Consider the following 17117-nt stretch of genomic DNA (forward strand, 5'->3'; position numbering starts at 1 on the left):
TTCACCACACAGAGGAGGCCGTCATGACCAGATTCAGACGCATTGCGTTCGCATCCGTCGCTGTATTACTCAGCGGTATCGCCTACTTTGCCGCCCCTACAGTAGCGGCCTACACCGAAAAGTTCACTGCCGCGCCGGTTACAGCCGCCGCGACGGTCAAAGTCGTCACAAAGACCGGCCACGGTTCGGGTGTGCACATCGGCACAGGATTTGTTCTGACTGCTGCGCACGTCGCCCGCGACGTGAAGTCGGTGCAATTGGTGACGAAGGACGGTCAGTCACGCCAAGCCGACGTCCTGTGGATCAACGATGAATACGACATTGCGCTGCTGCGCACGTCGCCCGCGACGTTGCCTGCCGCTCACCTGGACTGCGGTCGTATGGATGTCGGGGCGGTCATCGAGGCCATGGGCAATCCTCTGGTCGTCGATTTTGTCTCGGCCTACGGCAAGATTGCCGGCGACCCTCGGAAGCAGGGTCCTTGGAAGTCGGTCTACGTCACAGACATCACGACCGTGAAGGGTATGAGCGGTGGCCCGGTATTCTCGTCATCTGGCGATGTCGTCGGCATCACCGTCGGTCTGCTGTCTGACGCTACAGGGCTGATCCCGATCGGCGTGCGATTTGGCTTCGTCGTGCCGTCGTCCGATGTTTGCGCGCTGTTGGGGCGGGTGTCTTGAGGGCGCTTTTCGGGGTTCGCCTTCATGCTGGCGAGCCGGAATTGCCCACCAAACTTCGAGCTTACACAGGCAGTTTGCTATCCAAAAACGCAGGTGGCGAAGCACTCAACAACTACACCGATCATGCGCTGGCTCGCTGGTACGGGGTGTCGTTCAAACTCAGGTGGTTTGCCGGCCTTTGGATATTCGGGAGCACCACCTACCCATCTGAGCGCGGACCACTTCCGCGATAACCACCACACCATCACAAAGAGGAGACTTCCATGTCCGACCCAATCGTCGTCGATATCGGCGCCGCAATGCAGATGCTCGAGGCCAATCCGGAATTGGCGCGTAAAATGAACGAGCTCGTGCTCGGTCCAGTGATTGCCGAGCAGCTGGCTTCCCGTGAGGAGCTGATCAATACGCTGGGAGAGGCGCTGACCTTATCGCTCGACAACATGCAGGCGGCATCAGACCTGTTCGAGGATGGCCACAACGGAGAGGCGTGGGAATACGTCTCATCCGCCCAGCTGGCCACGAAGAAGGCTGTCGCCGAGTTTCGCGAGTATGCTGGCCAGCAGGAGGTTGCATGAAACCGTTGCCTAAACCAACGATTCAGCTCCCCAGCGAGGCGAAAAACCCACGCGCCGACCACAAGAGCTTGCGAGACGAATTCGCCGGGCAGGCCCTGATGGGCTTGGTGGCTTTCAGCCGAAACGACACTGAGGACAACCGCCCAGAGCATTTCGCACGTTGGTCATATGCTCTTGCCGACGCAATGCTTGCCTACCGACATCAGGAGACCACCACTTGAAGACCAGCCCAGAAGAACTGCAGCGCAGAGCGGATGCCTATCGCGAGCACGGAACGCTCGTTAAGGCCGCCGCCGCGCTCGGCATCAAGAAGTCGGCACTGCATGACAGTATCAAACGCGCCGCCGAGGTTGGAATGCTCGGCACGAAACCAGTGTTGCCGGGATTCCGGATCAGCCAGATCACCAACACGCCGAATGGTGACTTCATACAACAGAAGCCAGAGAAGGGCGAAGAGTTCGAAGTTCCGGCAGGACACACGGTCAAAGGCGTTTCGGCGCTCGTCGATGCTGAAGGCCGGACCATTCAGCAATGGGTGAAGACGCGCAATGACGGTCAGGATCAGGCGTCGGCTTTAGCTGCGGCCGTTGAGGCGTTCAAAGACGAGATTCCGCGTGCGGCGCCTACCGCAGTGCCGGAGCACACCATTGCCGACCTTCTCAATCAGTACACTATCACAGACCATCACCTCGGTGCGCTTGCCTGGAATGAGGAGACTGGCGCTGGTGACTATGACCTCCGTATCGGCGAGCAGCTCGTCATAGATTGGTTTGCCGCTGCAATAGCGCAGTCTCCGCCGGCTGAGCGCGCAGTCTTCGCTCAGCTTGGTGATTTCCTGCACTATGATTCGTTCAAGAGCGTCACCCCTGAACATCAGCACCAGCTCGACAGCGACAGCCGCTATCCGAAGATGGTGCGTGCGGCGATCCGTATTGTGAGAGCGGTAATCGCCATGCTGCTCCGGAAGCACAAGTATCTGGATGTCGTCATGTGCGATGCCAACCACGACCCGGCGGGCGAGGTCTGGCTGCGCGAAATGCTAGCGGCGTTCTATGACCAAGAGCCACGCGTGAAGGTCGATACCAATCCCGGCACGTACTCGGTCATCGAGCATGGCGACGTTTCGCTGTTCTACCATCACGGGCACCGTCGCGGCACCAAGAACGTCGATTCCATTCTCGTCGGCAAGTTCCGGAAGATCTATGGCCGGACCCAGTTCAGCTACGCGCACACCGGACACAAGCATTCCGACGAGCTTCGCACCACTGATCTAATGAAGGTGGAGCAACACGAAACGCTCGCGGCGCCGGATGCCTACGGCTCGAACTGGCTCTCAGGCCGGTCGGCGAAGGTCATCACGTATCACAAGGATTTTGGCGAGGACGGTCGCGTCACGCTCTCGGCGGCCCGCGTGATGGGCGCTGCCAAGATGACGGCTGCCAACGACAACGTGCCGGCGGAGCAGAAGAGGGTGGCCTAAAGCGGATTGTCGTTGGCCGTCAGGTGGTGGAGGATTGCCGCCCTTACTTCAACGTCCGCGGCTCCGCACTGCTTTGAAATCTCTTCGATGGCCAGATCGACATTGGCGACAATTGGGTCTTTGAGGACCTCGTGCAGCATTGGCCCGAAAGGCCCGAATGAGACTAGCTCTGAACTGCCGTGCAGCCCGGTCTGAACCAGGATCTCCGCGTACGGCCCTTTGAAACTCGACTTTACAATTTTCATTGCCGCCACTCACCAAAACCTAAATGAGATTTTATATCGCATCTAGGTAGCAGGCAATAGCTTTACCACGCCGCCGGCCACCAACCGGCGGCAACCACCACCACAGAGGAGACTGAAATGAGCACCAGAGACGATATCTCTGAAATGTACCGCAACCCTGCCTATCGCGAGGCCATGCTCGCCAACGACAACTCGGCGCTCGCCTATTCCCACGCCGCCGCCATAAACATTTTCGCGGCCGACTGCCATGCCCGCAGCCGCAAGGCTGGCTGGTACACCGACCTCGCCACAGGCAAGGCGCTCGATCGCAACGTGCCGGAGATGCTTTGCCTGATCCATTCCGAGATCAGCGAGGCCATGGAGGGCTTCCGCAAGAAGTTGCAGGACGACAAGCTGCCGCATCGGAAGATGATGGAGGTCGAGCTGGCCGACGCCATGATCCGCATCGGCGACCTGGCCACCTTCATGGGCTACGACCTTGGCGGAGCGATCGTCGAGAAGATGGCCTACAATGACAACCGCGAGGACCACCGCGTGGAAAATCGGCTTAAGGCCGGTGGGAAGGCGTTCTGATGTCGGTTGTCATCAACAACATCTCACGCCACGGCGATTTGCGCGGGCTCAATCAGTACGAGGTCCGTATCAACAATGATCTAGTGATTGCGCGTTTCAGTCACGTTCGAAGTGAGGGACTAGCCGCCTGCCTACGCAAGGCGGCGGACGCTGTCGCTGCTGTCGAGAAGGAGGCCGCATGATGCTGATGCGCAGAGAGCAGCCAGTGCCGGCCGAACTCGCTATACCGGATTCGCAAAACCATTATAACGACGACATCGCCACCACCACCTTCGCGCCGCTCGACAAGTACGTCGCCGCGAACGACAACCATCAGGGCGGCCGCTACATCGGGCTGGGCCGGGCCGCACCCGCTCAGCCAGAGCGCTACGGCGATTTCATGCAGACCTATGTCGGCAAGAAGTTCTGGCCGATGGATCCGCGTGTCGAGGATGTCGATATCCGCGACATCGCTCACAGCCTCGCAATGCAGTGCCGATACGCCGGTCACTGCCGTCGCTTCTACAGTGTGGCGGAGCACTGCGTCATCATGGCCGACTGGCTGCTGCCACGATACGGCAAGCGCGTTGCGCTGCATGCCCTCCTGCACGATGCCAGCGAGGCTTACCTTGTCGATATCCCTCGACCGGTGAAGCCGTACCTTGGCGGCTACAAGGCGGCTGAGTTGCGCGTCATGCAGGTGGTCCACGATGCCTTCGGCCTCAACTGGATCATGCCGCCGGAGGTCAAGATGGCCGACGAGCGGATAATCGCCGACGAGTTGGTCAACCTGGAGCCGATGGAGTGGCATGCGAAGTGGGACGATCCGTTGGGCGTGCCGCTGCGATACTATTCGCCGGAGCGGGCCGAGCACGAGTTTCTCGTGGCGTTCAGCTTCCTGAGTGGGGAGGCCGCATGAAAAGCGACGACTACAAGCCCTCGGTCGATTCCTTCTTGAAGGAAGTCGCCGACCACAAGATGACCGGCCATGTCATTCACGGTGCTTATCGGCACATTACATTCAGCCGTCCCGGCTCTTCGGTCTACCGTTTTCATCTGACAACGTGGCCGGGTTACCTCGCGATTTCGGGAGATATGGGAAGCTTCGTGTTCTCGCGGCTGCCAGACATGTTCGAATTTTTTCGCGATAAATGGATCAATCCCCAATATTGGGCGGAGAAGATCCAAGCGACCAACAAGCACGGCGGCCATCGAAAGTTCAGCTTTGATCGCCTCAAAGCGGCGGTAGAGGCCGACTTCAACAACTGGGACTTCGATGATGAGGAGCAAAAGGCAGCTGCGTGGAAAGCGGTCACCGACGATCTGTTCGATGAAGCCGAAAGCAGCGACCTGCAGTTCGCCACCAGCACGGTCATGGACTGGAAGTGCCCGGTAACCGGTCAGGAGTTCCGCGACTTCTGGGAGCACGATCTGGAGGATTACACCCACCATTATATCTGGTGCTGCAGAGCCATCCTTTGGGGAATCGAGCAGTTCGACGCGGCCACCGCTGAAAAGGAGAAGGCGCTGGTCGAGGCGGCACGGCTCGTTCGCGTGCCTGAATGGAAGGAGGCTGCGTGATGGCGCTCACCCGACTGACACGAGAGCTTGCCGTCAACACGGACCATGTCGCCAGCGTTCACTGGGATCGCGGCTACGGCAGCACGCAACTCGTCATCACAATGCAGGACGGCACGAAGCACTTCATCAAGGACAGCTCAGGCTACACCGGCGGCGATGATTGCTACGCAATCGAAAGGAAGCTGCTCGATGCGTGAGATACCAATCTCGGCTGCCAAGCGGATCGCTGATGACTACGGCTACGACCAAGTAGTCATCTACGCGCGCCGCTGCCACGATTCGCCGGAACCGCACGGCGAGCACCTGACTACCTACGGCAGGACTCGAGAGCACTGCGGCGTGGCGGCCCGCATGGCCGACGCTCTCAAGAAATTCATGGGGTGGAAGGCATGACAAGCACCATCAAACCCGGCGACGACATCGTCTGCATCGACGACGGCATCTACCAGGAGCAATATCTCGGCATCAAGGAAGGGCAGACCTACAAAGCCAGGTGGGTCGGCGCGGTCACCAGCTACATGAACGGCGACTACATCGGCGTTCGGCTGGAGGGCATCAACCGAGGCGTCTGCCCTCAATTCGGCGAGGAGGATCCGCCGTTCAACGTTCGCAGGTTCCGGCCGGTGGTGAAGCCAGGTACGCCAGCGAGAACACTTGAGGAGGCACTATGACCATTGAATCAAAAGACACCGGCTGCCTTGCCGCTATCCCAACGGAACTGCGTGCGCTCGGCTCAGCAATCGGCATCACGGCCGCCAACGACAACCCGGCCCACCTCCCATCCACCAACCCAAAGCGCGCGTTCGGCGTCCGTAAGCCGTCGGCGCAATTTATCCCACCGGTGGCCATTATTGAGGAGAGCGCAGTCATGGCGCTCGGAGCGGCGAAATACGGTGCGTTCAACTGGCAGGATGATCCGGTCGACGCCACCACGTACTATAGCGCGGCGATTCGCCATTTGCTGCAGTGGTTCTCAGGTGAGGACCGGGATACTGAAAGCGGCGCCTCGCACCTTGCTCACGTCAGGGCATGTATGGGCATCCTGCTCGACGCGCAGGGTGCCGGCACTTTGATCGACGATAGGCCGAACTGCGCGTCGGCCGGCGATGCGATTGAGAGATTGAAGAAGGCGGTGTAGCCTTAACCAACGACAAGGGTGACGCCTATTCATGGCGTCACCAGCACGTTGCGAGCGACGAAAGATTGTGCATTATCCTCCCATCGTCAGGAGGTTCAAGTGAGTGCATATTTCGAGATAGCTTACGCCGCTGCCGCTAACCGGTTGTGCCTCTTTACAGGCACAGGCTTCTCTAAGGCGCTAAGCGCAAATGCGGCTCCGGGCTGGCAGGAGCTACTCGAGCAGGTCTGCGATGCGAAGTTTAAGAGCGCGGACATTAAGAATGCCCTTTTCCCGAAGGGTGCGAGTAATCCGCTTCAGCTCGACGAGGCAGCACAAGTTCTCCAGCTCGAGCTCAATAAGCAGGGGGTCAACCTGCATGAAGAGGTTGCTGCCATTATTCGAGCGATCAAGCTTGGTGGAGCTTACCCCGAAACCGAGAAGTTTCTGAAAGAGCGCTCGCTGCGGATAGTCACTACGAATTACGATAAGCTAGCTGAGGAAGTCGCAGCAACAGACTGCTTGTCGCTCTCTCCAGGCCGGCCTGTACCGCGTTCAACAAGTCGCGTGAAGGTTTATCATGTGCATGGCTCCGTTGATGTTCCGGGACGCATGGTCGTAACTGCTGACGACTACTTCAACTTCATGCATTCCGAGTCATACTTTTCGCGGAAGCTGAGCACCGTCTTGCACGAGAACACCGTGGTCATCCTAGGTTATTCCCTTGGCGACACCAATCTGAAATCGATACTGAACGACTATCGCGGGTTCGTAAGAACCCATGCCGTGAGTAACAGCATTTTTCTCGTGTCACGAAAGCCCGTAGATCGCCGGATCGCCGACTATTACTCCAATTGCTATGGGATCCGCGTCATAGATAACACGGAAGTGGAGGAGTTCTTCGGCGCAATTAACGGGCAGCTGGAAGAAGCCGTACAGGTTAGCAAGACGATAGAGGTTATCAAACGGGTCTTATACGAAGGTAGGGTTTTCAAGGAAAAGTACATCAAGATCGAGTCCTCGTTTTACGAGATCGTTTCTGCCATAGGAGCAGTGGGAGAAAGTCTGGAGGCCGAAAGAGTTGTCAAAACTTTCGCAGATATTATCGCGAAGAAGATGAAGGCTTGCGGAGAGAGCGGCGCATGGTCGCAGTATGAGCAACTGGCGTCGTGGCTGACCTACCTTGGCAGCTTGATTGACGTACGCGGTACCGCTGTGGAGACTACATTCCTAGATGCAGTAAAATTTTCGATGGAAAAAATGAGTCGACGCCAAGCATACGGCTACTCGTGGCGAGCCTTCAGTGTCTGGGACTCCAGATGGAGCAACGTAACTGCCGACAATCGGTCTCTGATAACTACTTACATCAAGAAAAAATCGAGCGACCCCGACGCGCTTCACATTGTCGCTAGGGGATGAGGGCACATCTTCGGAGACCATGTGTGTGAGCGCGGATGCGGAGATGAAGACCTGGTCATCGCGAAAGACAATGACCCAGATGCCCTGTTCGGCAAGGTCGACGGGGCGCTGCGTCGGTATGGATAAATAGGGAGGGGCGGTCTTCGGGCCGCCCTTTTGCTATTTCAGCTCAGCGCCCCTCCAGCCACCACCCGATAAGGCCGGCCATGCGCCCGCCCCATGACCCACAGATCGTAGGTCTCGCGCCCCTTGGCGCTCCGGCGTCGATCCAACACGATCGCCGATAGCTCGCCGCATTTGACGGCTGAGCCGATTCGAAACTTCCAAGAAGCCTGATAAACTCGCCGTGGTCTGGACGGCGTTTCTGCGTATGCGACTGCTACTGACATGTGATCAAGCCTGCCTTAGCGTCTCGGTGGGCGGCACCGAAGCCGGGGGTTGAACACGCGCTTCACAGACGCGCCGACGCACTTTTAGCCGAAGCCTGGACATGGCACATCGCCCCCGGCAAAAAGCCTTGGCGAATGCGTCCAGCCGCTAAGCTGCGCATAGGTTCGGCAAACCGTTGATCGGTTGGCCTATGTGAAGTCAGGGTGTTCAAGCCCATCGCCGTTATAAGCGAATTAGTTAACGCTGCAATATATGAATTTGAGGGGGTGGGTTGTGAGGGTGGCGAGGGCTCCACCAAAGTTATCTTGCGCATCCAAAATTTGCGCCTTACTATACGGAAAATACAGTCAAGTCGTACGAATGTCAGTTTGCAAACGAACGATAAGGCATTGAATTTTGGTAGAGCGTTTTGGAAGTAGTTTGCAACTACCTAATCAAAATCATTACTTAAAATCCTGACTTTTAATCAGTAGGTCCAGGGTTCGAACCCCTGCGCTCTCACCACCTTACCGGTTTCCGATTTCGATCATGCGACATTTCCAAGTCGCATGGAAGTCGGAAATATTGGGTGGTTTCCTTCCCTCATTTCACAAATGTCCTCAAAGCCTCTTGCCGATATGCGGAACACAAGCCGCGCAAGAATCGTTGATTGTCGCCGCCGAATTTCCCGGCCTGTAACGAGGAGACCATCCATGAGCATTTTCAGCAAGATCAAGAACGCCATCTGGGGACATCCGGCCGCCGCAGCGACCCCATCGGCATCCGCGACAGCAGCGGCTTCGCCGGAACCGGCCGTGACCAGTGCCGCGCCCGTTGGTGGCACGGCGCCGGTCGCGCCTGCGACCTCGGGCACTTCTGCCGCGTCTTCGCCGGCGAGCACGGCTGCCGCCTCGAGTCAGCCGGTCGATATTGCGCCGATCCTCGAAGCGGCCGTCAAGAGCAGCGGGCAGAAGCTCGATTGGAAACGTTCGATCGTCGATCTGATGAAGGCGCTGGGCATGGATGCGAGCCTCGCAGAGCGAAAGGAACTGGCAGATGAACTGGGTTATACCGGCGAAAAGAACGGTTCTGCAGAAATGAACACCTGGCTTCACAAGGCGCTGCTCAAGAAGCTGGCGGAAAACGGCGGCAAGGTCCCGGCTGATCTGCTGGACTGAATTCCGAGCAATCGATGAATCTTGTCGTGAGCCCGCCGCGTGCGGGCTTTTCGCTTTGTAGGAGGTCACAGCACGACTGGCATTCGTCAACACGCGCCATCCTGCCGCATTCCCGCGGCATCTCCCGTCGCCTATCCCTTGCGCCGTCAAGGGGCCGTAGCTCAGCCGGGAGAGCGCCGCAATCGCACTGCGGAGGTCGGCGGTTCGATCCCGCTCGGCTCCACCAGATTTTCCAGTGCGCCGGTTTTCCAGCTCTGATTTTGCCATGCGAACCGATGCGCCGGAAAAGGTGATTGGCAGGCATGTGTCTGCGGGTCTAGGAGAGATGCGCATCCGCTGGTCTGGAGTGTTTTGTTGTCGATTGCCGAAATCTCATTGCTGAGCGCCTTGTTCGCGGGAGCCCTGTCCTTCCTGTCGCCCTGCGTATTGCCGCTGGTGCCGCCTTATCTCTGTTACATGGCCGGTGTGTCGGTCGATCAGTTCCGTGGCGGCAAGGCCGATGGGCCGGTCGTGGTCAGTGCGCAAACCAAGCGGGCGATCCTTTTTTCGGCCTTCTGCTTCACGCTCGGTTTTGCCACAGTGTTTGTGGCGCTCGGCGCCGGTGCCTCGTCGATCGGCGTTCTGCTGCGCCAGCATCTCGATATCCTGTCGAAGATCGGCGGCATCATCATCATCATCATGGGCCTGAATTTTCTAGGCCTTTTCCGCATCGGCATGCTGGCCCGCGAGGCGCGGTTCCAAAGCGGCGGCAAACCGGCGACGCTGTCGGGTGCCTATGTGATGGGGCTTGCCTTTGCGTTTGGCTGGACACCGTGTATTGGCCCGGTGCTCGGCGCCATTCTCGGCGTTGCCGCATCGCGCGATACGGTCGGCGAGGGCGCCATGCTGCTTTCCGTCTATTCGCTCGGTCTCGCCGTACCTTTCTGGATCGCGGCGGGTTTTTCAGGCGCGTTCATGCGGTTCTTGGGTCGTTTCCGCCGCCATCTCGGCATGGTGGAAAAGCTGATGGGTGGGCTCCTGGTGGTGACGGGTATCGCCTTCCTGTTTGGCTTCATCAGTTCGATGGCGTTCTGGTTCCAGCAGACCTTTCCGATCCTCAGCCAGATCGGTTGAGGGCACGCCATGCTGGCCATCATCACGCTGCTTCTGCCGTTCTTCGGGCTGATCGTGATCGGCTATATTGCAGCGCGGGCGGTGAAACAGCCGGCCGAGGCGCTCGGTTACATGAACGTCTTCATCGTTTACGCGGCGCTGCCGGCTTTGTTCTTCAAACTGGTGGCGGCAACACCCTTTCATGATCTGACGCGGATAGACTTCATCGCCAGCGATATCGGCGCCACCTATCTGCTGTTTGCCGTGCTTTTTGCGATCGGCTTGCTGGTGCGGCGCGCGACGTTCGGCGACAGCACCATTCAGGCCTTTGGCGGTTCCTATGGCAATATCGGATATATGGGGCCGGGGCTTGCGTTGATCGCTTTCGGCGAGGCGGCTGCCGTGCCGGTGGCGCTGATCGTCTGCCTGGAAAACGCCATGCATTTTATCGTCGCGCCGGCCATGATGGCGCTGGCGGGTGGTGACCGGCGCAAACGTGGGGAGGTGGCGATCGGCGTGGTGCGCAGCGTCATGCTGCACCCGTTCATCCTGTCGACGATTGCCGGCTTTCTGGTGGCCGGTTTCGAATGGCCGATACCTGCGGCGGCCTCACGTCTTGTCGATATGCTGGCGCAGGCAGCGGCGCCTTGCGCACTGTTTGCCATGGGCGCGACACTGGCGCTGCGGCCGATCCGCCGCGTGCCGGTGGAGATCGGTTATCTCGCGATGGCCAAACTGATCGTGCACCCGCTGCTGGTCTATGGCGTGCTGACGGCGGTCGGTGGTTTCGAGCCTGTCTGGGTGCATGCGGCGATGCTGCTGGCCGCCCTGCCGACGGCGACCAACGTGTTTGTCATCAGCCAGCATTACGGCCTGTGGCAGGAGAGGGCGTCCGCCACCATTCTCATCACCACGCTGCTTTCGGTGGTGACGCTGCCGCTTTTCCTCTACCTGATCGAGTTAGGCCTGTTTCCGGTGTGAGGATGGCTTGAAGGTGCGCAGCAGGTCGCGAAAACCGCGGCCCGGCTCGACACCTTCGCGCATCAGCAGATTGCGCAGCGGGCCGATGCCGGAGAGCAGGTGCAGGCCACCGGCGCGCGCCAGTTGCATCGGCAGGAAATCCGACAGAAGCGAACGGTTGAGCAGATCGACCCCAAATGTGCGGGTCATGATATCCGGCCGGCGGCGGCGTTCGAAACGGTCGCCGGTATCGGCAGAAATATCGCGGCCATCGGCATTGCCGACGAGATCGACCAGAGTCATGACATCGCGCAGCGAGAGGTTGAGGCCCTGCGCGCCGATCGGCGGGAAGGCGTGCGCGGCTTCGCCGACAAGAGCGATGCGGCCTTTGCCAAAGCGTTTTGCCATCAGGCTGGAGAGCGGCCAGCTTTGCGCGCCGGCTTCCACCGTAACCTTGCCGAGGATGGATTGCATGCGGCGCTCGACTTCGAGAGACAATTGTTCAAGCGGCAGCGCCAACAGGCGTTCGGCCGTCTCCGGCGTCACCACCCAGACGAGGCTGGAACGGCGGCCGGGAAGCGGTACCTGCGTGAACGGGCCGGTTTCGGTGTGGAATTCGGTAGAAACATTGCCGTGCGGCAATTCATGGGAAAAGTTCAGAACGACGGCCGATTGCGGATAGGCCCATTTCTTCACGTCGATGCCGGCGCCGTTGCGCAGGATGGAATTGCGGCCATCAGCACCGACGGCCAGCGCGACGTCGAGCGTTTCCCCGTCACCAAGGGTCAGCGTCACCTTGTCGGTCGCCGGCTCCGCTTTCTCCACGGTGGTGTCGATGCGGCGGATATTCACCTCATTGGCCACGGCATTTTCCAGCACGTCGGAAAGCGCCTTGTTCGGAATGTTGTAACCGAAGGCGGCAAGGCCGAGTTCGGCGGCGCGGAACTGTGCCGGCGGCGCACGCAGCAGGCGGTCGGTGCCATCGATTATCTGCATGACCTGCAGGCCGGCGGAAGACGGCGCGATCTGGCTCCACAGGCCGAGGCGGTCCATGAAGCGGATCGACTGGTCCATCAGTGCCGTGGTGCGCTCGTCATTGCCGGCTTTCACCGGGCCGATCAACGCCACCTTGCGGCCGCTGCGGGCCAGAGCCAGTGCCGCCACGCTTCCGGCCAGTCCGTGTCCGACGACGGCTATCTCGACATCATGCATGGCAGAACTCCTTATTGCTTACCCTCATTTATGCGTTCCGGGCTTACTTATCCATAAGCGATTTTGCCGCTTTTAACCGTCGCATCACGCGGATGGTTGCATTGGCTGGCGATTGGTCGCATACCGCTTTGCTTATGGAAGAGACGGGGACACCTTTTGATCAGGCGCATCTTTAACTACAAGAAGGTTCCCTACGCGGAAATCCGCGCCTTCTCCGTCCATATGCTGACGGCGTCCGGTTCTTTTTTTGCTTTCCTCGGCGTTGTCGCCGCGTCGGAAATGCGTTTCGTGGACATGTGGTGGTGGCTTGGCCTGGCGCTGTTCATCGACGGCATTGATGGACCCATCGCCCGAAAAGTGCGCGTGCGCGAAGTGCTGCCGAACTGGTCGGGCGACATGCTCGACAACATTATCGACTATGTCACCTATGTTCTGCTTCCGGCCTTTGCCCTCTATAAGAGCGGCATGATCGGCGAGCCATGGTCGTTCGTGGCGGCTGGCCTGATCGTGGTCTCCAGCGCCATTTATTACGCCGACATGGGCATGAAGACCGACGAATATTTCTTCTCAGGCTTCCCGGTGGTCTGGAACATGGTAATCTTCACCCTGTTCGTGATCCAGCCGAGCGCGACGACGGCGATGATCATTGTCGTGGTATCGGTTTTCCTGACCTTCCTGCCGATCAATTTCCTGCATCCGGTCCGCGTCAAGCGGCTGCGGCCGCTCAATCTGGGGATATTCTTCCTCTGGTGCGGCCTCAGCGGTTATGCGCTGCTGCTGCATTTCGACAGCCCGGCATGGCTGGTCTGGGGCGTGGTCATCACCGGGCTTTACCTCTACGTCATCGGTGGCGTGCTGCAGCTTTTCCCCAAGCTCGGTTCGTCCAAATAAGATCTGTGCCCCGATCGTCTTTGCAGTTGTGCATGGCAATAAAAAGAGCTTGAATGTTTTTTAGGCGTTGATACGGAAACGTCTTTGCAGATGTCACCATCAGGGCAGCAGGTTTCTTCAGAAAACCGCCCAGGGTGAATGAGGGGAATTGAGTGAGTTCATCGCAGGATCAGGGAGAGCCTTCGCTTCTTTCGGTTCGAAGGCTGACCAAGCTTTTCGGCAGTTTTGCCGCATGCGACGGGATCGATCTCGATATCGCCCCCGGTGAAATCCACGCGCTTCTCGGCGAAAACGGCGCCGGCAAATCCACACTCGTCAAAATGCTTTTCGGCGTGTTGCAGCCGAGTGCCGGGCAGATCCTCTGGCAGGGCCAGCCGGTTTCCATTGCGTCGCCCGCTCAGGCGCGCGAACTCGGCGTCGGCATGGTGTTCCAGCATTTTTCGCTGTTCGAGGCACTGACCGTCGGCGAGAACATCGCGCTGTCGCTCGATCCGAAAATCTCGCTGTCGAAAATTTCCGATGAAGTGGCGTCGCTGTCGCGAGCCTATGGCCTTCCGCTTGATCCCAAGGCGCATGTGGCCGATCTTTCGGTCGGCGAGCGTCAGCGCATCGAGATTGTTCGCGCATTGCTGCAGAACCCGAAACTGATCATTCTCGACGAGCCGACATCGGTGCTGACGCCGCAGGAAGCGGAGCGGCTGTTCGAAACGCTGTTCAAGCTGAAGGCAGAGGGCCGTTCGGTTCTTTATATCAGCCACCGGCTGGACGAGGTGCGGCAGATCTGCGACCGCGCCACCGTGCTGCGTCACGGCAAGGTAACGGGCACCTGTGACCCGAGACAGGAAACGCCGGCATCGCTGGCGCGGATGATGGTGGGCAGCGATGTTGCCGCCGTGCATCGCGAAGAGCTTGGCGCGACCGGCGAGACGCTGCTTGAAGTGTCCGGCATGTCGGTTGCCGCACGCACGCCTTTTGCCGTTTCGCTGAAAGACGTTTCCATGACCGTGCGGGCCGGCGAAGTGCTGGCGATCGCCGGTGTGGCCGGCAATGGGCAGGGCGAGTTGTTTGACGCGCTGTCGGGCGAATATCCGGTCCCGGACGATAATTCTGTCAAAATTCGTGGCAAGGCTGTCGGGCGCACGCGCATCAACGGTCGCCGTCTGCTGGGGGCTGGGTTCGTGCCGGAAGAGCGGCATGGCCATGCTGCGGTGGCGCAGATGTCGCTCTCCGACAATCTGCTGCTGGCGCGCGCGCATTCCGACCGCAAGGCGTTTCTTTCCAGCGGATTTGCCAAGGTGATCCGCCACGGTGCGGTGAAGGCTGCTGCTGCCCGCATCTGTCAGGCCATGGATGTGCGCAAGAGCGGCGAAGATCCCGCTGCCGGCTCGCTGTCGGGCGGAAACTTGCAAAAATTCATCGTTGGGCGTGAGCTTGATCGCCAGCCATCCGTGCTGGTAGTCAACCAGCCGACCTGGGGCGTCGATGCGGGGGCAGCAAGCCGCATCCGGCAGGCGCTGATCGATCTGGCAAATTCCGGTTCCGCCGTGGTGGTGATCAGCCAGGATCTCGACGAGATTTTTGAGGTCGCCACGTCGATTGCGGTGATTTCCGAAGGCAGGCTTTCAAAAGCCTATCCCGCCGGGGAATTGTCTCTGGAACGCATCGGGCTTCTGATGGGCGGCATTCACGATTCCACCAGAAATGCCTCTCAGGCAGAGGAGGCGGCGCATGCGCATTGAACTGGAACGGCGCGCGCGTGCCTCGACCGCTTTTGCCGCCATTTCGCCATTGCTGGCACTGGTGCTGACGCTGGTTTTCGGCGGGCTGATGTTCTGGCTGATGGGCAAGGACCCGATCGCCACGCTCTACACATTCTTCGTCGAACCGCTTTTCGATGTCTGGTCGCTGCATGAGCTGGTGATCAAGGCTGCGCCGTTGATCCTGATCGCCGTCGGCCTGTCAATCTGTTATCGCTCCAACAATTGGAATATCGGCGCCGAGGGCCAGTTTACCATCGGCGCGATCACCGGGTCGATCCTGCCGGTGCTGGTGCCGGAATGGCAATCGCCGCTGCTTCTGCCGACCATGCTGATCATGGGCATGATCGGCGGCGCGCTTTATGCCGGCATTCCGGCGCTGTTGAAGACGCGCTTCAACACCAATGAAATTCTCACCAGCCTGATGCTGGTCTATATCGCCCAGCTGTTTCTCGACTGGCTGGTGCGCGGCGCCTGGCGTGATCCGCAGGGTTATAATTTCCCGAAGACGATTTCGTTTTCCGCCGAGGCGATCCTGCCGGAACTGCTGGAATCGGGCCGTGCTCACTGGGAGGCCGTGTTCGCTATCGTCGCTGCCATCGCCCTGTGGTTCATGATGCGGTTCATGCTCAAGGGCTTTGAGGTTTCGGTTCTTGGGCAGGCCGAACGGGCAGGGCGGTTTGCCGGTTTTTCGTCGAAGAAAATGGTCTGGTTCGCCTTCATGCTGTCCGGTGCGCTGGCAGGTCTCGCCGGCATTTCCGAAGTGTCCGGCTCGATCGGCCACCTGCAGCCGTCGATCTCGCCGGGGTACGGATTTACCGCGATCATCGTCGCCTTCCTCGGCCGCCTCAACCCGATCGGCATCATTGCATCGGGTCTGGTTCTGGCGCTGACCTATCTCGGCGGTGAAGCGGCGCAGCTGTCGATCGGCATTTCAGACAAGTTGTCTCGCGTATTCCAGGGGCTGTTGCTGTTTTTCGTGCTCTCCTGCGACACGCTGATCCTCTACCGCATCCGGCTGGTGTTTTCGCGCAACAAGACGGAGGTGGGAGCTTAAAAATGTTCGAAGCGATCCTGCTCACCGTTATGACCGCCGCAACACCGCTGGTGATTGCCGCCCTGGGCGAACTGGTCACCGAGCGTTCCGGCGTGCTCAACCTCGGCGTCGAGGGCATGATGATCATGGGCGCCGTCTGCGCCTTCGCGACCGCCCATATGACCGGCTCGCCTTATCTCGGCATTCTCGCCGGCATCGGCGGCGGTGCGCTGTTTTCGCTGCTGTTCGGTTTCCTGACGCTGACGCTTGTCGCCAATCAGGTGGCGACCGGCCTGGCGCTGACCATTCTGGGGCTTGGCGTCTCGGGCCAGCTGGGCGAAAGTTTTGTCGGTCTGGCCGGCACCAAGCTGCAGCCGATCGTCTTTCCGGTTCTGTCGGATATCCCGTTCATCGGCCGTGTCCTGTTCGCGCAGGACCTGATCTTCTACCTGTCGATCGTGCTGATCATCGGCGTCAACTGGTTCCTGTTCAAAAGCCGGACGGGCCTGAAAATGCGCGCCATCGGCGACAATCACGGGTCGGCGCATGCGCTCGGAATCAATGTCGTGCGCACGCGCTATCTCGCCGTGCTGTTCGGCGGTGCCTGTGCCGGTCTGGCCGGGGCACAGCTGTCGCTGGTCTATACACCGCAATGGGTGGAGAACATGTCGGCCGGCCGCGGCTGGATCGCCCTGGCGCTGGTGGTTTTCGCTTCATGGCGGCCATGGCGCATTCTTGCCGGCGGTTATCTGTTTGGCGCGGTTACCATCGGCCAGCTTCATGCACAGGCTTTTGGCGTGGGCATTCCGTCGCAATTCCTTTCGGCACTTCCTTATGCCGCCACTATTGTCGTTCTTGTGATCATTTCGCATAATCGCCGTACGACACTCATCAACACGCCGGCCTCGCTCGGAAAACCTTTCGTTCCGGACCGATGACAGCGCGCAATAACAAACGAACAAACACTTCAAGC

The 17117-nt window shown here is 59.3% G+C and carries 22 protein-coding genes and 1 tRNA gene; 21 read left to right on the forward strand and 2 right to left on the reverse strand.

Annotation, left to right across the window (positions count from 1 at the left end; genetic code table 11):
* Positions 1 to 23: 23 nt before the first annotated feature.
* The 4 genes from EDF70_RS06245 (at position 24) to EDF70_RS06265 (ending at position 2735) form a co-directional block, all read left to right on the forward strand.
* Positions 24 to 680, forward strand: a complete 657-nt coding sequence (locus tag EDF70_RS06245; RefSeq protein WP_132272425.1) for a serine protease — start codon at positions 24 to 26, stop codon at positions 678 to 680.
* A gap of 263 nt (positions 681 to 943) precedes the next feature.
* Positions 944 to 1255: a hypothetical protein gene (locus EDF70_RS06255; protein WP_132272427.1), complete on the forward strand. Its 312-nt coding sequence runs from the start codon at positions 944 to 946 to the stop codon at positions 1253 to 1255.
* Positions 1252 to 1476: a hypothetical protein gene (locus EDF70_RS06260; protein WP_132272428.1), complete on the forward strand. Its 225-nt coding sequence runs from the start codon at positions 1252 to 1254 to the stop codon at positions 1474 to 1476. The genes EDF70_RS06255 and EDF70_RS06260 overlap by 4 nt, the downstream gene beginning before the upstream one ends.
* Entirely contained in the window at positions 1473 to 2735 is a 1263-nt protein-coding gene (locus tag EDF70_RS06265) for an oxidoreductase (RefSeq protein WP_132272429.1), read from the forward strand. Before EDF70_RS06260 ends, EDF70_RS06265 begins: the two co-directional genes overlap by 4 nt.
* Here EDF70_RS06265 and EDF70_RS06270 read toward each other — a convergent pair.
* Positions 2732 to 2980: a hypothetical protein gene (locus EDF70_RS06270; RefSeq protein ID WP_132272430.1), complete on the reverse strand. Its 249-nt coding sequence runs from the start codon at positions 2978 to 2980 to the stop codon at positions 2732 to 2734. The genes EDF70_RS06265 and EDF70_RS06270 overlap by 4 nt on opposite strands.
* A 117-nt stretch (positions 2981 to 3097) precedes the next feature.
* On the opposite strand from EDF70_RS06270, the gene EDF70_RS06275 reads away from it, so the two are divergent.
* The 13 genes from EDF70_RS06275 to EDF70_RS06335 all read left to right on the forward strand — a co-directional run bounded on the left by EDF70_RS06275 (position 3098) and on the right by EDF70_RS06335 (position 11269).
* Positions 3098 to 3553: a hypothetical protein gene (locus tag EDF70_RS06275; RefSeq protein ID WP_245519053.1), complete on the forward strand. Its 456-nt coding sequence runs from the start codon at positions 3098 to 3100 to the stop codon at positions 3551 to 3553.
* Positions 3553 to 3735 (forward strand): hypothetical protein, encoded by a 183-nt coding sequence (locus EDF70_RS06280; protein ID WP_132272431.1) that lies wholly within the window; start codon positions 3553 to 3555, stop codon positions 3733 to 3735. Before EDF70_RS06275 ends, EDF70_RS06280 begins: the two co-directional genes overlap by 1 nt.
* Positions 3732 to 4451, forward strand: a complete 720-nt coding sequence (locus EDF70_RS06285) for a hypothetical protein (protein WP_245519054.1) — start codon at positions 3732 to 3734, stop codon at positions 4449 to 4451. The genes EDF70_RS06280 and EDF70_RS06285 overlap by 4 nt, the downstream gene beginning before the upstream one ends.
* On the forward strand, positions 4448 to 5113 hold the full coding sequence (locus tag EDF70_RS06290) for a hypothetical protein (protein ID WP_132272432.1): 666 nt from the start codon (positions 4448 to 4450) through the stop codon (positions 5111 to 5113). The genes EDF70_RS06285 and EDF70_RS06290 overlap by 4 nt, the downstream gene beginning before the upstream one ends.
* Complete coding sequence (locus tag EDF70_RS06295) at positions 5113 to 5310, forward strand: hypothetical protein (RefSeq protein WP_132272433.1); 198 nt, start codon at positions 5113 to 5115, stop codon at positions 5308 to 5310. Before EDF70_RS06290 ends, EDF70_RS06295 begins: the two co-directional genes overlap by 1 nt.
* Positions 5303 to 5506 (forward strand): hypothetical protein, encoded by a 204-nt coding sequence (locus EDF70_RS06300; RefSeq protein WP_245519055.1) that lies wholly within the window; start codon positions 5303 to 5305, stop codon positions 5504 to 5506. Before EDF70_RS06295 ends, EDF70_RS06300 begins: the two co-directional genes overlap by 8 nt.
* Positions 5503 to 5784, forward strand: coding sequence for a hypothetical protein (locus tag EDF70_RS06305; RefSeq protein WP_132272435.1), 282 nt, complete (start codon positions 5503 to 5505; stop codon positions 5782 to 5784). The genes EDF70_RS06300 and EDF70_RS06305 overlap by 4 nt, the downstream gene beginning before the upstream one ends.
* Positions 5781 to 6251, forward strand: coding sequence for a dATP/dGTP diphosphohydrolase domain-containing protein (locus tag EDF70_RS06310; RefSeq protein ID WP_132272436.1), 471 nt, complete (start codon positions 5781 to 5783; stop codon positions 6249 to 6251). The genes EDF70_RS06305 and EDF70_RS06310 overlap by 4 nt, the downstream gene beginning before the upstream one ends.
* Before the next feature lie 99 nt (positions 6252 to 6350).
* Positions 6351 to 7649: an SIR2 family protein gene (locus EDF70_RS06315; protein ID WP_132272437.1), complete on the forward strand. Its 1299-nt coding sequence runs from the start codon at positions 6351 to 6353 to the stop codon at positions 7647 to 7649.
* A gap of 1082 nt (positions 7650 to 8731) precedes the next feature.
* Entirely contained in the window at positions 8732 to 9196 is a 465-nt protein-coding gene (locus tag EDF70_RS06320) for a DUF3597 domain-containing protein (protein ID WP_132272438.1), read from the forward strand.
* A 150-nt stretch (positions 9197 to 9346) separates the two neighbouring features.
* Positions 9347 to 9422 (forward strand) — tRNA-Ala (locus EDF70_RS06325).
* 128 nt (positions 9423 to 9550) lie between these two features.
* Positions 9551 to 10309: a cytochrome c biogenesis CcdA family protein gene (locus tag EDF70_RS06330; RefSeq protein ID WP_132272439.1), complete on the forward strand. Its 759-nt coding sequence runs from the start codon at positions 9551 to 9553 to the stop codon at positions 10307 to 10309.
* Positions 10310 to 10318: 9 nt separating this feature from the next.
* Positions 10319 to 11269 (forward strand): AEC family transporter, encoded by a 951-nt coding sequence (locus EDF70_RS06335; RefSeq protein WP_132272440.1) that lies wholly within the window; start codon positions 10319 to 10321, stop codon positions 11267 to 11269.
* Here the strand turns inward: EDF70_RS06335 and EDF70_RS06340 are convergent.
* Positions 11249 to 12460 carry a UbiH/UbiF family hydroxylase gene (locus EDF70_RS06340; RefSeq protein WP_132272441.1) on the reverse strand — a complete coding sequence of 404 codons (1212 nt, stop codon included), beginning with the start codon at positions 12458 to 12460 and terminating at the stop codon, positions 11249 to 11251. The genes EDF70_RS06335 and EDF70_RS06340 overlap by 21 nt on opposite strands.
* Before the next feature lie 156 nt (positions 12461 to 12616).
* Between EDF70_RS06340 and pcsA the strand changes: the two genes are divergently transcribed.
* From pcsA to EDF70_RS06360, 4 genes are all read left to right on the forward strand, one after another.
* On the forward strand, positions 12617 to 13351 hold the full coding sequence (gene pcsA, locus EDF70_RS06345) for a phosphatidylcholine synthase (protein ID WP_348639710.1): 735 nt from the start codon (positions 12617 to 12619) through the stop codon (positions 13349 to 13351).
* 152 nt (positions 13352 to 13503) lie between these two features.
* Positions 13504 to 15090 carry an ABC transporter ATP-binding protein gene (locus tag EDF70_RS06350; protein ID WP_132272442.1) on the forward strand — a complete coding sequence of 529 codons (1587 nt, stop codon included), beginning with the start codon at positions 13504 to 13506 and terminating at the stop codon, positions 15088 to 15090.
* Positions 15080 to 16165 carry an ABC transporter permease gene (locus EDF70_RS06355; RefSeq protein ID WP_132272443.1) on the forward strand — a complete coding sequence of 362 codons (1086 nt, stop codon included), beginning with the start codon at positions 15080 to 15082 and terminating at the stop codon, positions 16163 to 16165. The genes EDF70_RS06350 and EDF70_RS06355 overlap by 11 nt, the downstream gene beginning before the upstream one ends.
* A 2-nt stretch (positions 16166 to 16167) precedes the next feature.
* Positions 16168 to 17082 carry an ABC transporter permease gene (locus EDF70_RS06360; RefSeq protein WP_132272444.1) on the forward strand — a complete coding sequence of 305 codons (915 nt, stop codon included), beginning with the start codon at positions 16168 to 16170 and terminating at the stop codon, positions 17080 to 17082.
* Positions 17083 to 17117: the final 35 nt, after the last annotated feature.

It is taken from the genome of Neorhizobium sp. JUb45, assembly GCF_004343585.1.
In the GTDB taxonomy this organism is placed as follows: domain Bacteria; phylum Pseudomonadota; class Alphaproteobacteria; order Rhizobiales; family Rhizobiaceae; genus Neorhizobium.

Coding starts and splice junctions, on each gene's coding strand:
- EDF70_RS06245 (WP_132272425.1), top strand. CDS start 24: ATGACCAGATTCAGACGCATTGCGTTCGCATCCGTCGCTGTATTACTC.
- EDF70_RS06255 (WP_132272427.1), top strand. CDS start 944: ATGTCCGACCCAATCGTCGTCGATATCGGCGCCGCAATGCAGATGCTC.
- EDF70_RS06260 (WP_132272428.1), top strand. CDS start 1,252: ATGAAACCGTTGCCTAAACCAACGATTCAGCTCCCCAGCGAGGCGAAA.
- EDF70_RS06270 (WP_132272430.1), bottom strand. CDS start 2,980: ATGAAAATTGTAAAGTCGAGTTTCAAAGGGCCGTACGCGGAGATCCTG.
- EDF70_RS06275 (WP_245519053.1), top strand. CDS start 3,098: ATGAGCACCAGAGACGATATCTCTGAAATGTACCGCAACCCTGCCTAT.
- EDF70_RS06280 (WP_132272431.1), top strand. CDS start 3,553: ATGTCGGTTGTCATCAACAACATCTCACGCCACGGCGATTTGCGCGGG.
- EDF70_RS06285 (WP_245519054.1), top strand. CDS start 3,732: ATGATGCTGATGCGCAGAGAGCAGCCAGTGCCGGCCGAACTCGCTATA.
- EDF70_RS06290 (WP_132272432.1), top strand. CDS start 4,448: ATGAAAAGCGACGACTACAAGCCCTCGGTCGATTCCTTCTTGAAGGAA.
- EDF70_RS06295 (WP_132272433.1), top strand. CDS start 5,113: ATGGCGCTCACCCGACTGACACGAGAGCTTGCCGTCAACACGGACCAT.
- EDF70_RS06300 (WP_245519055.1), top strand. CDS start 5,303: ATGCGTGAGATACCAATCTCGGCTGCCAAGCGGATCGCTGATGACTAC.
- EDF70_RS06305 (WP_132272435.1), top strand. CDS start 5,503: ATGACAAGCACCATCAAACCCGGCGACGACATCGTCTGCATCGACGAC.
- EDF70_RS06310 (WP_132272436.1), top strand. CDS start 5,781: ATGACCATTGAATCAAAAGACACCGGCTGCCTTGCCGCTATCCCAACG.
- EDF70_RS06320 (WP_132272438.1), top strand. CDS start 8,732: ATGAGCATTTTCAGCAAGATCAAGAACGCCATCTGGGGACATCCGGCC.
- EDF70_RS06335 (WP_132272440.1), top strand. CDS start 10,319: ATGCTGGCCATCATCACGCTGCTTCTGCCGTTCTTCGGGCTGATCGTG.
- EDF70_RS06340 (WP_132272441.1), bottom strand. CDS start 12,460: ATGCATGATGTCGAGATAGCCGTCGTCGGACACGGACTGGCCGGAAGC.
- EDF70_RS06355 (WP_132272443.1), top strand. CDS start 15,080: ATGCGCATTGAACTGGAACGGCGCGCGCGTGCCTCGACCGCTTTTGCC.
- EDF70_RS06360 (WP_132272444.1), top strand. CDS start 16,168: ATGTTCGAAGCGATCCTGCTCACCGTTATGACCGCCGCAACACCGCTG.